A 12,518-nucleotide genomic window follows, 5' to 3' on the forward strand; every position below is an offset into this window, starting at 1 on the left:
CTCAAGACGCGTCGAAGGGGGCGAGGAGCATGCGGAGAAGGGAGGAAAGGAGCCGCTGATCGTCGGCGCCCAGGCCGGAGAGCAGGTCGCGCTCGCGGCGCAGCAGGTCCGCGAAGGCGGCATCGACCCGGGCCAGGCCGGTGTCCGTGAGGGACACCAGCACGCCGCGGCGGTCCTCCGGATCCGGGCGGCGCCGCACCAGGCCGGCCTGCGCGAGCCGGTCGATGCGGTTGGTCATGGTCCCGGACGTGACGAGCGTGGCCCGCAGCAGGGCCCCGGGGCTGAGCTCGTACGGCTTGCCGGCCCGCCGCAGCGCCGTCAGCACGTCGAACTCCCACGGCTCCAGGTCGTGCTCGGCGAACGCCGCCCGCCTGGCCCGGTCGAGATGCTTGGCCAGTCGTGACACCCTGGAGAGCACCTGGAGCGGCTCGACGTCGAGGTCGGGACGCTCCGCGCGCCAAGCCGCGACGAGGCGGTCCACCTCGTCCCTAGCATCCTCCGTCATGACACAAGAGTGTACTGTCTTGACATCGAGATATCTCTCTCGATATCAATTATCTTCATGTCAAGAGATATCTGGGACCCGGTGACCTATGCGGTCTACGCGGACGAGCGGTCGCGGCCGTTCGTCGAGCTGGTCTCCAGGGTGGGGGCGGTCGATCCCGATTATGTCGTGGACGCGGGCTGCGGCAGTGGGGAACTCACCGTTGAGCTGGCCCGGCGCTGGCCCCGTGCGACCGTCGAAGGTTTCGACTCCTCGCCCGCGATGATCACCAAGGCCCGCCAGTTGCAGTCGAGTGTCAGGTTCGCGGTGGCGGATGTGGCCACGTGGCGCCCCGACCGGCCGATGGACGTGATCGTCTCGAACGCCGTCCTGCAGTGGGTTCCGGAGCACCGCGCCGTGCTGGAGCACTGGGTCGAGGAGCTGGCATCGGGAGGCTGGCTGGCGTTCCAGGTGCCCGGCAACTTCGACGCGCCCAGCCACGTGGCGATCCGCGAGCTGTGCGCCTCCCGCGCCTGGTCCGACAAGCTCAGCGACGTCGTCAGGGCGCATCCGGTCGACGACCCCATCGAGTATCTGGACCTGCTCAACCACGGCGGCTCCCAGGTGGACGCGTGGGAGACGACCTACCTGCACCTGCTCCAGGGCGAGAACCCGGTGCTCGACTGGGTCTCCGGCACCGCCCTGCGTCCCGTCTTCGACCGGCTCGCCCCCGACGAGCAGCGCCGGTTCAGGCAGGACCTCGCCAAGGCGCTCGCCGAGGCGTATCCGGCCAGGAGCTACGGCACGCCCTTCCCGTTCCGGAGAATCTTTGTGGTGGTGCAGAAGTGATCAGGCAGATTCATCATGTCCAGCTTGCCGCGCCCAGGGGCAGTGAGCCCGAGCTGAGGCGCTTCTACACGGGCGTCCTGGGGCTCCGGGAGGTGCCCAAGCCGCCGGAGCTGGCCAAGCGCGGCGGTGTGTGGTTCAGGGGCGAGGGGGTGGAGGTCCACCTCGGCATCGAGGACGACTTCAGGCCCGCGCGAAAGGCCCACCCCGCGTTCCTGGTGGACGACCTCGACGCCTACGCCTCCGGCGTGGAAATCGACGACCTGTTCCCCGGCTATCGGCGGATCTACGTCTCGGACCCCGTGGGCAACAGGATTGAGCTTCTGCAGGCCGTGTGATGTTCACCTCAAAGTGGCATGATGTTCCGAAATCGGACTCTTGCGAGGTGTAGTGGGCATCGAGATCGAGGACAAGTTCGACGTTCCTCCCGATTACGCTATCCCGGACCTGAGCGGTCTGGCCGACGTCGTGGGCCCGAAGAGCCACCAGCTCGTGGCCCTCTACTACGACACCCCTGACCTTCGACTGGCCACCCGAGGCGTCACGCTCAGGCGGCGACGAGGCGGCTCCGATGCCGGCTGGCACCTGAAGCTGCCCAAGGCCAAGGGCGTGCGCCAGGAGATCACGCACCCGCTCACCCGCAGCACCAAGATCGTGCCCCCCGAGCTGGCCGAACTCGTCCGCGCCTTCACCCGCGGCGCGGAGCTCCAGCCGGTCGCCGAGCTGGACACTCGCAGGAGCGTCACCGTCCTGCTCGACGGCGACACCAGACTGGTCGAGATCGCCGACGACCGCGTCAAGGGCACGGTGTTCCAGGACGAGCCCAAGGTCGTGCGGTGGCGCGAGGTCGAGGCAGAGTTGCTCGCCGCGGATCGCCGGGCATTCCTCGCCAAGGTCGGCAAGCGCCTCAGGAAGGCCGGGGCGATGCCCTCCACGTCCGCCAGCAAGCTCGTCAAACTGCTCGAACCCGCCCCGCTCCCCAAGGCCCCCACCGAACCGGACACGGCGGGTGAGACCGTCGTCGCCTACCTGGCCGGCCAGGTGGCCGCCCTCCTCTCCCAGGATCCCCGGGTACGCAGGGCCGAGGACGACGCCGTGCACCAGATGCGCGTGGCCGCCCGCAGGCTGCGCAGCGCGCTCAAGGCGTTCAAGAGCATCGTGACCGACACCGGCCCGATCCAGGACGAGCTGCGCTGGCTCGGCACGGTGCTCGGCGAGGCCCGCGACCTCGAGGTGATCAGGGCCAGGTTCGGCAGGGAGCTGGCCGGCCTGCAGCCCGAGCTGGTCGCCGGGCCCATCCAGACCCGGCTCGGCGCGGATCTGCACAAACGCGAGCAAGAGGCGTACGTCCGCATCAAGGACACGCTCAGCAGCGACCGCTATTACACCCTGCTCAACGCGCTCGACCAGCTCGTATCGGCCCCGCAGCTTGGCAAGGCGGCGGCCAAGCCGGCCAAGGACCGGCTCTCCGCCGTCGCCGCGGCCAACTGGGCGAGGGTGACGAAGGCCTACGACACCGCTCAGGCCATCGAAGATCCGGAACGTCGTGAAATAGCCATGCATGACGTGCGCAAGGCCGCCAAACGCGCTCGTTACACCGCCGAAGCGCTCCAGCCCACCCTCGGCGCGAACATGGGCAAGCTGGCCAAGCTGGCCGAGGACGTCCAGGAAGTCCTGGGTGCGCACCAGGACGGCGTCGTCGCGCAGGAGACGCTGGCGAAGGAGGCCGAGAGCGCCCGCCAGGCAGGCGAGGACACGTTCACGTACGGGCTGCTCATCGGAATCGAGCGGAACACCGCCGAGCGGGCACACGCCGAGTTCCCCAGAGTCTGGGCCAAGACCCTGAAGGCGGTTAAGAAGGTTCTGTGAGGAACCTTCCCACCATCCCCTTCGAACGCGGCAGCCTGTTCAACGACCCGAGGCTCGGCCGCTCGCATCCGGAGCCGGACAAGGCCGCGCGGCTGTCGGGCTCGGCGCTGCTCGGCGGCCCCCAAGGCGACGTGGCCACGGAGAAGGCCGAGCACGACCGCATGCGCAAGCTGTTCATGCCGTCCTTCTCCGCTCGCAGGATGAAGGCGCTCAGGGACCACGTCGGTTCCCTGGTCGATGAGCGGCTCGACCACCTGGCCAAGCTGACGCCGCCCGTGGACCTGCACGCCGAGCTGTCGTTCCCGCCGCCCGTGCTGGTCATCTGCCGGCTCCTGGGCGTGCCGTACGAGGACAGGGAGTACTTCGGCGGCGTGTCGTCCCGCATGGGCGACATGCTGGACATGGAGCGCAGCCAGGCCGCTCGCGAGGAGCTGAGCGCGTACATGGGGTACATGGCGGGGCTGATCGAGCGCAAGCGGCGCGAGCCGGGCGAGGACGTGCTGTCGGACCTGGCGAACGAGATGGCGCCGATGCAGAAGCGCCCTTGCGGATCGTGCGGCCGCCGATCTCGATGTCCTCGTGGGCGTCGCGGACGGCTTCGCCCGGCTTCCGGTGACCTGGTGATCAGGCCGTGTAACGCTCGACGCTGACGACGTCCTCGCCCACCCTGTGCAGCACGGCGAACGCGCCCTTGCGCAGGTGCAAGCCGTTGCCGCTCAACGCCTTGACCAGGCCGGGGAGCACCTTGCGGTGGCTGCACACGGCCGCCGGCACCGCGATCTCCCCGACCAGGGCGGCCGTCTTGTGCGGATCGTAGCTCTCCTCGCTGAGCAGCGGCTCGAGCTTGATGTCCGCCCCGGTCTCGGCACCGTACGGCTCCAGGGTCTGGACGGACCGGGCGCTGGGGGAGCTGATCAGCAGCTCGGGCCGGTAGGCGGGCAGCGCGGTGGCCAGGTTCGCCGCTTGGGCCCGGCCGTCGGCGTCGAGCGGGCGCAGCGCGTCGTCGTCCTGCCACTCGTTCCTGGCGCCGGCCGAGCCGTGCCGGACGAGCACGAGGGGCACGGTCTCGAGCGGCGCGGCCCGCAGCGCGCGCAGCAGCCCCATGTCCCATTCGTACGTCAGCAGCCGCCCGGCCTCCTCCAGCGGCAACCAGCGCAGCTCGTCCACCTCGTCGCCGGGGGAGAACCCGTCGTCGCCGGCCACCCGCGCCACCCAGTAGTCGACCCGCTTGAGCCGGCCGGTGCTGAGGTAGTGGACGGCCGGCAGCGCGCGGCCGAGCCGCACGGTCAGGCCGGTCTCCTCGCGTACCTCGCGCAGGGCGGCGGCGATCTCGTGCTCCCCGGACTTCAGCTTGCCCTTGGGGAAGGTCCAGTCGTCGTAGTTCGGGCGGTGGATGACGGCAACCTCTGGGCGGCTCTCCTCACCCCTCCAGACCACGGCTCCGGCGGCGCGGAGCAGGTCAGTCATCAACGGTCCTCCAGCGGCGCGTGCCGATGAGATGGCTCTGCGGGTCCTCGCCCGGATGGCGTGCCCACGTGCCGTCGGAGTTCAGCCACCACGCGTTCGTGGTGTCGGCCATGGCCAGGTCCATCAGCTCGATGAGATAGGCCTTGTGCTGCGGCGAGGTGACCTTGACCAGGGCTTCGACGCGGCGATCGAGGTTCCTGCGCATCAGGTCGGCGCTGCCGATCCACAGCTCGGGCCGGCGGCCCAGGCCGAACTCGTACACCCGGGAGTGCTCAAGAAAGCGCCCCAAGACCGACCTTACGCGGATATTTTCGGACAAATCTGGAATTCCTGGGCGCAGGCTGCAGATGCCCCGCACCCACAGGTCCACCGGGACACCGGCCCTGGACGCCCGGTAGAGCGCGTCGATGATCGGCTCGTCCACCAGCGAGTTCGTCTTGATCCTGATCCGCGCGGGCCGCCCCGCCTGCGCGTGGGCGATCTCCCGCTCGATCCTGGCCAGCAGCCCGCTGCGCATGGAGTGGGGTGCGACCAGCAGCCGGCGGTAGGCGGAGTGGTTGGAGTAGCCGGTCAGGTGGATGAACAGGTCCGTCACATCCTCCCCGACCAGCGGGTCCGCCGTCAGCAGGCCGAAGTCCTCGTACTGCCTGGCGGTCTTGGGGTTGTAGTTGCCGGTGCCGATGTGGCAGTAGCGGCGCAGCTCGCCCGAGGGCTCCTGGCGGACCACGAGCGCGAGCTTGCAGTGGGTCTTCAGCCCGACCACGCCGTAGACGACGTGGCAGCCGGCCTTCTCCAGCTTGCGGGCCCAGGAGATGTTCGCGTGCTCGTCGAAGCGGGCCTTGATCTCCACGACCACCACGACCTGCTTGCCCGCCTCGGCCGCGTCGATCAGCGCGTCCACGATGGGGGACTCGCCGCTGGTGCGGTAGAGGGTCTGCTTGATCGCCAGCACCTTGGGGTCGGCCGCGGCCACCTCGATGAAGCGCTGCACGCTGGTGGCGAACGAGTCGTACGGGTGGTGCAGGAGCACGTCCCGCTCGCGCAGGATCGAGAAGAGGTCGTCCTCGGCGGTGATCACCTCGGCGGGCACGAACGGCCGGTAGCTCAGCTCGCCCCGCTCCAGGTCGGCGATGGCGTGCAGGCCCGACAGGTCGAGCGGGCCCTGCACGCGGTAGATCTCGTGTGGCGCCAGCTCCAGCTCCTCCACCAGCGGCGCCAGCACCTCCGGGGTGATCGTGTCCTCGACCTCCAGCCGCACGGGCGGGCCGAAGCGCCGCTTGAGCAGCTCCTTCTCGAGGGCCTGCATGAGGTTCTCGGTGACGTCCTCGTCCACGTCGAGATCCTCGTTCCTGGTGACGCGGAAGACGTGGTGCTGGAGGATCTCCATGCCCTTGAAGAGCTGTCCCAGATGCGCCGCGATGACATCCTCGAGCGGGACGAATCTGTTTTTGGAGACAGGTACGAATCGGGGCAGCTGCGACGGAACCTTGACCCTTGCGAAGACCGTGTGATCGGTCGCCGGATTACGCACCAGAACCGCAAGATTCAGGCTGAGTCCCGAAATGTAGGGAAATGGATGCGCGGGGTCCACGGCCAGCGGCGTCAGCACCGGCCGGATGCGCTCCCTGAACAGCTTGCGCAGCTCCGTACGCTCCTCGCGCCCCAGATTGTCCCACCTGGCGATCTCGATGCCCTCGGCCGCGAGCTGCGGGCAGATCTGCTCGTGGAACGTCGCCGCGTGCCGCCTGGCCAGCTCGTCCGCGATCGTGCCGATCCTGGCCAGCTCCTCGCGTGGCTTCAGCCCGCTCTTGGTGCGCAGCAGCAGGCCCGTGGCCATGCGCCGTTTCAGGCCCGCCACCCGTACGCGGAAGAACTCGTCGAGGTTGCTTGCGAAGATCGCCAGAAAGCGCACCCGCTCCAGCAGCGGGATCGACGGGTCCTCGGCCAGCTCGAGTACGCGCTCGTTGAACTGGAGCCAGCTCTCTTCGCGATTGAGAAAACGCTCCTGTGGTAGGGGAAGGTCGTTGGCGGCTTGGAACGGTTCCGCGGACATATGACCTATATTGCCCCGTTTGGTTGAACAGAACGTTAACAGGGCCGCAACGGCTCATCCCGGATGGTCAGCCACGCTCTACACAATCGTCATCCAAGCCATCCCCGCTGTTCAAGCCCGCGGCTCCAGCCCGCCGCACCCGGCTGTCCCGCCGATGTGCGCTGACGTCCTTTACTCCGGGTGGTCCACCTGTTCGAGGCGGGCGGCGCGTTCGGCCAGGCGGGCCTCGCGCTGGCGGATCTTCTCCTCGCGCTCGCGCGCCTTCTCCGCCTCCTTGAGCAGCCGCTCCCGCTCCTTGAGCTCCCGCACCCGCGCCTTCTCCGCCTCCTTCAGCTCTCTCTGGCGCGCCTTCTCGGCCTCCTTGAGCTCCTTCTCGCGCGCCTTCTCCAGCTCGCGCAGCTCCTTCTCGCTGGTGGTGCGCGGCTTGGCCGGGACGGCGGACTGCTCGCGGGTCATGGCGGTGATCGACGGGTTGGGGTTGAGTCCCGTCAGGCCGTTCCACGCCAGGTTGACCAGGTGGGCGGCGACCTCCTCACGCCCGGGTTTGCGCACGTCGAGCCACCACTGCCCGGTCAGCGCCACCATGCCGACCAGCATCTGGGCGTACATGGGCGCGAGCTTGGGGTCGTAGCCGCGCGCCGCGAACTCGTCGGCCAGGACGTCCTCGACCTGGCTGGCGATCTCGCTGATCAGGCTCGCGAACGTGCCGGTGCCCGAGGCGGCGTGCGAGTCGCGTACGAGGATGCGGAAGCCCTCGCTGCTCTCCTCTATGTACTGGAGCAGCGCCAGCGCGGCCCGCTCCAGCTTGACCAGTGAATGGGAGGCGGCCAGAGCCTCGGTGATCATGCCGAGCAACTTCTGCATCTCGCGGTCGACCACGACCGCGTAGACGCCTTCCTTGCCGCCGAAATGCTCGTATACCACGGGTTTCGACACCTGTGCGGTAGCTGCGATTTCCTCGATAGAGGTCCCGTCGAACCCCTTCTCCGCGAAGAGGGTGCGGCTGATGCGGATCAGCTGCTCTCTGCGCTCGCTGCCGGACATACGCCTGCGAGATCGGGGTTCGGTCACGGTCTCCATAATGACGGCCACCGATGCGTGACCGCTCATCGGCTGATCGGCATCAGGCAATGCGCTTCGCCGCCAGCCGCTCGGGCGTCGGCCAGCGGACGTCGTACACCCAGCCGAGCTTTTCGAAGATCCGGATGAGTCCGGCGCTCAGGTCGATCTGGCCCTTGAGCGCGCCGTGACGGGCGCAGGTCGGGTCGGAGTGGTGCAGGTTGTGCCACGACTCGCCGAAGGACGGGATGGCCAGCCACCAGACGTTGCGGGACTTGTCGCGTACCTGGAAGTCCTCCTCGCCGAACACGTGGCAGATCGAGTTGATCGACCAGGTCACGTGGTGCAGCAGCCCGATGCGGACGATCGAGCCCCAGAACAGCGCGGTCACCGCGCCCTGCCAGGACCAGGTGACGAGCCCGCCGATCACGCCGGGGAGCACGATGGAGGTGACGGCGATCGTGCCGAACCACTTGTGCAGCTTGAGCACGTCCTGGTCCTTGCACAGGTCCGGAGCGTACTTCTCCCTGTTGGTCCGCTCGCTCTCGAACAGCCAGCCCATGTGCGCATAGAGCAGGCCCTTGGACATGGACTTGAAGCCGGGCCCGAAGCGCCACGGCGAGTGCGGGTCGCCCTCCTTGTCGGAGAACTTGTGGTGCTTGCGGTGCGTGGCCACCCAGTCGAGCACCGACATCTCCAGCGACAGGCTGCCCGCGATGCCCATCGCGATCTTCAGCGGCCGCTTGGCCTTGAACGAGCCGTGGGTGAAGTAGCGGTGCAGCCCGACGGTCACGCCGAGCCCGGAGACCACGTAGAAGACGAAGGAGATGGCGATGTCCGTCCAGCCGAGTCCCCATCCCCATGCGAACGGCACCGCGCTCGCGATCGCGATCAGCGGCAGCCCGACGACGAGCCCGAACGTGAACAGCTCTGCCTTGGATTTCGGCTCGGGCTCGAACTCGGGCTTCGGGGCTGGCGCTGGGCGCTCGGCGATAACGGTCATGGACGACCTCCAACAACATGAATGAGGATGTATGTCCGGGCTACGCCACCGTAACCTACGCCAGCGTAAGTAAGGAAGCCCTAAGCAGTGAATGTGGGGAAGGTGACGCTCTGGCGTGCAAGGTGGGTGGGGTTCGCACCTTGCGCCTTTTGGGGTGGTCTGTTATGTGGGTTGACGCGCCGTGCGTCCCTGCCACCAGGAGACTTGCCCCTCGTCTCGCGCGTGGGGGTAATTACGGGCGCGCGCCGGGGTGCGGGCTCGGTATCGTAGGGGATGCGTCGGACACCACGTGTCCGATCCGTCCCGGATCGTCTAATCGGCAGGACAAGTGGTTTTGGTCCACTTTGTAGGGGTTCGAGTCCTCTTCCGGGAGCTGTGACCTGCTCCCCGGCGCGAATGTTCGGTGCGCGGCCAGGTATCCTCACGGTGTCGGGAGGGTTGCGGTGCGGTAGCCGTACCAAACACCCTGATCCGTCCAGTCACAGGGAGCCTCAGTCCGTGAGTGTGCCGCGCCCGGCAGCCGTCATCGTCCTCGCCGCCGGCGAGGGCACCCGGATGAAGAGCCAGACCCCCAAGGTCCTGCACGAGCTATGTGGCCGTGCGCTGGTCGACCACATGCTCGCAGCCGCCCGCGACCTCGATCCCGAGCAGTTGATCGTCGTCATCGGCCACGCGCTCGAGCGGGTCGGCGGCCACCTGGCCGCCACCAGTCCCGACGCGCGCGCCGTCGTCCAGCGGGAGCAGCGCGGCACCGGCCACGCGGTCCGCACCGTGCTCGAGGAGGTCGGCGAGATCTCCGGCACGGTGCTGGTCACGTACGGGGACGTGCCGCTTCTTCGTACCCAGACCCTCGCCGAGTTGCTCGAACGGCACGAGACCGACGGCAACGCGGTCACCGTGCTGACGGCCCATGTGCCCGATCCGACCGGCTACGGGCGGATCATCCGCGACGAGAGCGGTGCCGTGCTGGAGATCGTCGAGGAGAAGGACGCCAGCCCGGAGCAGCGCGCCATCAAGGAGATGAACTCCGGCATCTACGCCTTCGACGGCTCATTGCTCGCCGACGCCGTCAAGCGCGTGTCCAGCGACAACGCCCAGGGCGAGGAGTACCTCACCGACGTCCTGGCCATCCTGCGTGGCGACGGCCACCGGGTCGGCGCCTGCGTGGCCGGCGACTTCGTCGAGGTCGAGGGCGTCAACGACCGGGTGCAGCTCGCCTTCGCCCGTAAGGTGCTCAACCAGCGCCTGCTCGAAAAGCACATGCGCGCCGGGGTGACGATCGTCGACCCCGGCAGCACCTGGATCGACGTCGGCGTGCGGATCGCGCCCGACGCCGTCATCCACCCCGGCACCCAGCTCCACGGTGACACCGTCATCGAGACCGGTGCCGAGGTCGGCCCCGCCACCACGCTGACCGACACCCGCGTCGGCGAGGGGGCGACAGTCCGCAACGCCGTCTGCGACAGCGCCGAGATCGGCCCGGAGGCCAACGTCGGCCCCTACGCCTACCTGCGCCCCGGCACGGTGCTCGGCCGCAAGTCCAAGGCCGGCACGTTCGTCGAGATGAAGAACACCAAGGTCGGCGAGCGCTCCAAAGTGCCGCACCTGTCCTACGCGGGAGACGCCACGATCGGCGACGACGTCAACATCGGCGCGGCCGTGGTGTTCGTCAACTACGACGGGGTCGACAAGCATCGCTCCACCGTGCGCGATGGCGCGTTCGTGGGATGCGACTCGATGATCCTCGCTCCCGTGACCGTCGGAGACGGCGCCTACACGGCCGCCGGCTCCGTCATCGACAGCGATGTGCCCCCTGGCGCCATCGGGGTGGCCCGAGCGCGGCAGCGCAACATCGAGAAATGGGTCTTGCGCAGGCGCGCGGGCACGAAGTCGGCCGCGGCCGCCGAGCGGGCGCTGGCCGAGCAAGAGCAGCAGGAGAGTGGGACATGACCGAGCTTGTCGAGGTCATCAACAAGCACAGCAGCCCGGTCATGAGACCGATGAAGGAGGGCTCATGACCAGCATCAAACAACCGGGCGAGAAGAACCTCATGCTCTTCTCCGGCCGGGCCTATCCTGAGCTGGCTGAGGAGGTCGCCGAGCACGTCGGCGTCTCCCTGACCCCCACCAAGCTGATCGACTTCGCCAACGGCGAGATCTACGCCCGTTATCTGGAGTCCGTACGCGGCTGTGACGCCTTCGTCATCCAGAGCCACACCGCCCCCATCAACCAGTGGATCATGGAACAGCTCATCATGGTCGACGCGCTGAAGCGGGCCTCCGCCAAGCGCATCACCGTGGTCATGCCGTTCTTCGGCTACGCCCGTCAGGACAAGAAGGGCCGCGGCCGCGAGCCGATCACGGCCAGGCTGATGGCCGACCTGTTCAAGACCGCGGGCGCCGACCGGCTCATGTCGATCGACCTGCACACCTCGCAGATCCAGGGCTTCTTCGACGGCCCGGTCGACCACCTGTTCGCCATGCCGGTGCTGGAGAGCTACCTCAAGAACAAGCTCGACCTGGAGAACACGACCGTCGTCTCACCCGACACCGGGCGCGTGCGCCTGTCGGAGCGCTGGGCCGACACGCTCGGCACGCCGCTGGCGTTCATCCACAAGCGCCGCGACCTCGACGTGGCCAACCAGGTGAAGGTCAGCGAGGTCGTCGGAAAGGTACGCGGCCGCACCTGCGTGCTGATCGACGACATGATCGATACCGCCGGCACGATCTGCAAGGCCGCCGACGCCCTCTATGACCAGGGCGCCACCAACGTGATCGTCGCCGCGACCCACGCGGTCTTCTCCGACCCTGCCGTCGACCGGCTGAAGAACTCCCGCATCTCCGAGGTCATCGTCACCAACACGCTGCCGCTGGCGGAGGCCAACAGGTTCGACAAGCTGACGGTCCTGTCGATCGCGCCGCTCATCGCGCGCGCGATCACCGAGATCTTCCAGGACGGCTCGGTCACGAGCTTGTTCGAGGGTGACACCTGAAACGAGTAGACTGGCACGGTTGCGCTCGTAACGCCTTCCGCTAGGGCGGGTGAGGGTGGGCGCCGACACACCGATCCCCAGAGCATCCCTAGGAGATGTCGTGTCTGAAGTACGTATCGCCGCCGAGCCGCGCACCGTGTTCGGCAAGGGCGCCGCTCGCAAGATCCGCCGCGCCGACAAGGTGCCCGCCGTTCTCTACGGGCACGGCATCGACCCCAAGCACCTGACCCTGCCCGGCCACGAGGTTCTGCTCGCGCTCCGCACGCCCAACGTGCTGATCCACCTCAAGGGTGAGGGCGTCGACGAGCTGGCGCTGCCCAAGGGCGTGCAGCGTGACCCGATCAAGGGCTTCGTCGAGCACGTCGACCTGCTCCTGGTCAAGCGCGGCGAGAAGGTCACCGTCGAGATCCCGGTCACCACGGTCGGCGACGTCCACTCCGACGGCCTGCTCGACCTGCAGCTCGTCGCCGTCGCCGTCGAGGCCGAGGCCACCCACATCCCGACCGGCGTCGAGGTGGACGTCGAGGGCCTGGAGGTCGGCACCTCCATCACCGCCGCGCAGCTCGCGCTGCCGCAGGGCGCCACGCTGGCCGCCGACCCCGAGGCCGTCGTGCTCCAGGTGATCGCCAAGCCGGTCGAGGCGCCGGCGGAGGCCGCCGAGGCCGCCGAGGCCGCCGCCGAGGGCGAGACCGCAGAGGCCCCGGCCGCCGAGTAACGGGTCCGATTCGTGAACGGGGCGGCCGGA

12 protein-coding genes and 1 tRNA gene are annotated in these 12,518 nt (G+C 68.3%); 8 read left to right on the forward strand and 5 right to left on the reverse strand.

Going from position 1 to position 12,518, the window contains the following annotated elements; genetic code table 11:
* Window position 1: 1 nt before the first annotated feature.
* A complete protein-coding gene (locus ABN273_RS09745; protein WP_349448349.1) occupies window positions 2–505 on the reverse strand; it encodes a MarR family winged helix-turn-helix transcriptional regulator in 504 nt (167 codons plus the stop codon).
* A 57-nt stretch (window positions 506–562) separates the two neighbouring features.
* Between ABN273_RS09745 and ABN273_RS09750 the strand changes: the two genes are divergently transcribed.
* Genes ABN273_RS09750 through ABN273_RS09765 form a run of 4 tightly spaced genes read left to right on the forward strand, consistent with a single transcriptional unit; the run spans window position 563 to window position 3,849 of the window.
* A complete protein-coding gene (locus ABN273_RS09750; RefSeq protein ID WP_349448350.1) occupies window positions 563–1,333 on the forward strand; it encodes a trans-aconitate 2-methyltransferase in 771 nt (256 codons plus the stop codon).
* Window positions 1,330–1,668 (forward strand): VOC family protein, encoded by a 339-nt coding sequence (locus tag ABN273_RS09755; RefSeq protein WP_349448351.1) that lies wholly within the window; start codon window positions 1,330–1,332, stop codon window positions 1,666–1,668. The genes ABN273_RS09750 and ABN273_RS09755 overlap by 4 nt, the downstream gene beginning before the upstream one ends.
* Before the next feature lie 40 nt (window positions 1,669–1,708).
* Entirely contained in the window at window positions 1,709–3,199 is a 1,491-nt protein-coding gene (locus tag ABN273_RS09760; RefSeq protein ID WP_349448352.1) for a CYTH and CHAD domain-containing protein, read from the forward strand.
* Window positions 3,196–3,849, forward strand: coding sequence for a cytochrome P450 family protein (locus ABN273_RS09765; protein ID WP_349448353.1), 654 nt, complete (start codon window positions 3,196–3,198; stop codon window positions 3,847–3,849). The genes ABN273_RS09760 and ABN273_RS09765 overlap by 4 nt, the downstream gene beginning before the upstream one ends.
* On the opposite strand, the gene ABN273_RS09770 is transcribed toward ABN273_RS09765, so the two are convergent.
* The 4 genes from ABN273_RS09770 to ABN273_RS09785 all read right to left on the reverse strand — a co-directional run bounded on the left by ABN273_RS09770 (window position 3,824) and on the right by ABN273_RS09785 (window position 8,781).
* A complete protein-coding gene (locus tag ABN273_RS09770; protein WP_349448354.1) occupies window positions 3,824–4,666 on the reverse strand; it encodes an NUDIX hydrolase in 843 nt (280 codons plus the stop codon). The genes ABN273_RS09765 and ABN273_RS09770 overlap by 26 nt on opposite strands.
* Window positions 4,659–6,719, reverse strand: a complete 2,061-nt coding sequence (locus ABN273_RS09775) for an RNA degradosome polyphosphate kinase (protein ID WP_349448355.1) — start codon at window positions 6,717–6,719, stop codon at window positions 4,659–4,661. The genes ABN273_RS09770 and ABN273_RS09775 overlap by 8 nt, the downstream gene beginning before the upstream one ends.
* A gap of 171 nt (window positions 6,720–6,890) precedes the next feature.
* Window positions 6,891–7,799, reverse strand: coding sequence for a TetR/AcrR family transcriptional regulator (locus tag ABN273_RS09780; protein WP_502910993.1), 909 nt, complete (start codon window positions 7,797–7,799; stop codon window positions 6,891–6,893).
* 43 nt (window positions 7,800–7,842) lie between these two features.
* A complete protein-coding gene (locus ABN273_RS09785; RefSeq protein WP_349448357.1) occupies window positions 7,843–8,781 on the reverse strand; it encodes an acyl-CoA desaturase in 939 nt (312 codons plus the stop codon).
* Window positions 8,782–9,082: 301 nt separating this feature from the next.
* Here ABN273_RS09785 and ABN273_RS09790 point away from each other — a divergent pair.
* The 4 genes from ABN273_RS09790 to ABN273_RS09805 all read left to right on the forward strand — a co-directional run bounded on the left by ABN273_RS09790 (window position 9,083) and on the right by ABN273_RS09805 (window position 12,488).
* Window positions 9,083–9,154: transfer RNA gene (locus ABN273_RS09790), tRNA-Gln, on the forward strand.
* A gap of 125 nt (window positions 9,155–9,279) precedes the next feature.
* A complete protein-coding gene (glmU, locus tag ABN273_RS09795; RefSeq protein ID WP_349448358.1) occupies window positions 9,280–10,731 on the forward strand; it encodes a bifunctional UDP-N-acetylglucosamine diphosphorylase/glucosamine-1-phosphate N-acetyltransferase GlmU in 1,452 nt (483 codons plus the stop codon).
* Window positions 10,732–10,795: 64 nt separating this feature from the next.
* The gene (locus ABN273_RS09800) at window positions 10,796–11,773 is read left to right on the forward strand and encodes a ribose-phosphate diphosphokinase (RefSeq protein WP_349448359.1); all 978 of its coding nucleotides are present in this window, start codon (window positions 10,796–10,798) and stop codon (window positions 11,771–11,773) included.
* Between the two features lie 100 nt (window positions 11,774–11,873).
* Window positions 11,874–12,488, forward strand: coding sequence for a 50S ribosomal protein L25/general stress protein Ctc (locus ABN273_RS09805; protein WP_349448360.1), 615 nt, complete (start codon window positions 11,874–11,876; stop codon window positions 12,486–12,488).
* Window positions 12,489–12,518: the final 30 nt, after the last annotated feature.

Origin of the sequence: Nonomuraea sp. B19D2, from assembly GCF_040137845.1 — a bacterium.
Lineage (GTDB): Bacteria > Actinomycetota > Actinomycetes > Streptosporangiales > Streptosporangiaceae > Nonomuraea.

Bases quoted from the DNA above. Each gene is read 5' to 3' on its own strand.
- ABN273_RS09785 (WP_349448357.1), bottom strand. From the start codon at position 8,781: ATGACCGTTATCGCCGAGCGCCCAGCGCCAGCCCCGAAGCCCGAGTTC.
- ABN273_RS09800 (WP_349448359.1), top strand. From the start codon at position 10,796: ATGACCAGCATCAAACAACCGGGCGAGAAGAACCTCATGCTCTTCTCC.
- ABN273_RS09780 (WP_502910993.1), bottom strand. From the start codon at position 7,799: ATGGAGACCGTGACCGAACCCCGATCTCGCAGGCGTATGTCCGGCAGC.
- ABN273_RS09750 (WP_349448350.1), top strand. From the start codon at position 563: ATGTCAAGAGATATCTGGGACCCGGTGACCTATGCGGTCTACGCGGAC.
- ABN273_RS09770 (WP_349448354.1), bottom strand. From the start codon at position 4,666: ATGACTGACCTGCTCCGCGCCGCCGGAGCCGTGGTCTGGAGGGGTGAG.
- ABN273_RS09745 (WP_349448349.1), bottom strand. From the start codon at position 505: ATGACGGAGGATGCTAGGGACGAGGTGGACCGCCTCGTCGCGGCTTGG.
- ABN273_RS09775 (WP_349448355.1), bottom strand. From the start codon at position 6,719: ATGTCCGCGGAACCGTTCCAAGCCGCCAACGACCTTCCCCTACCACAG.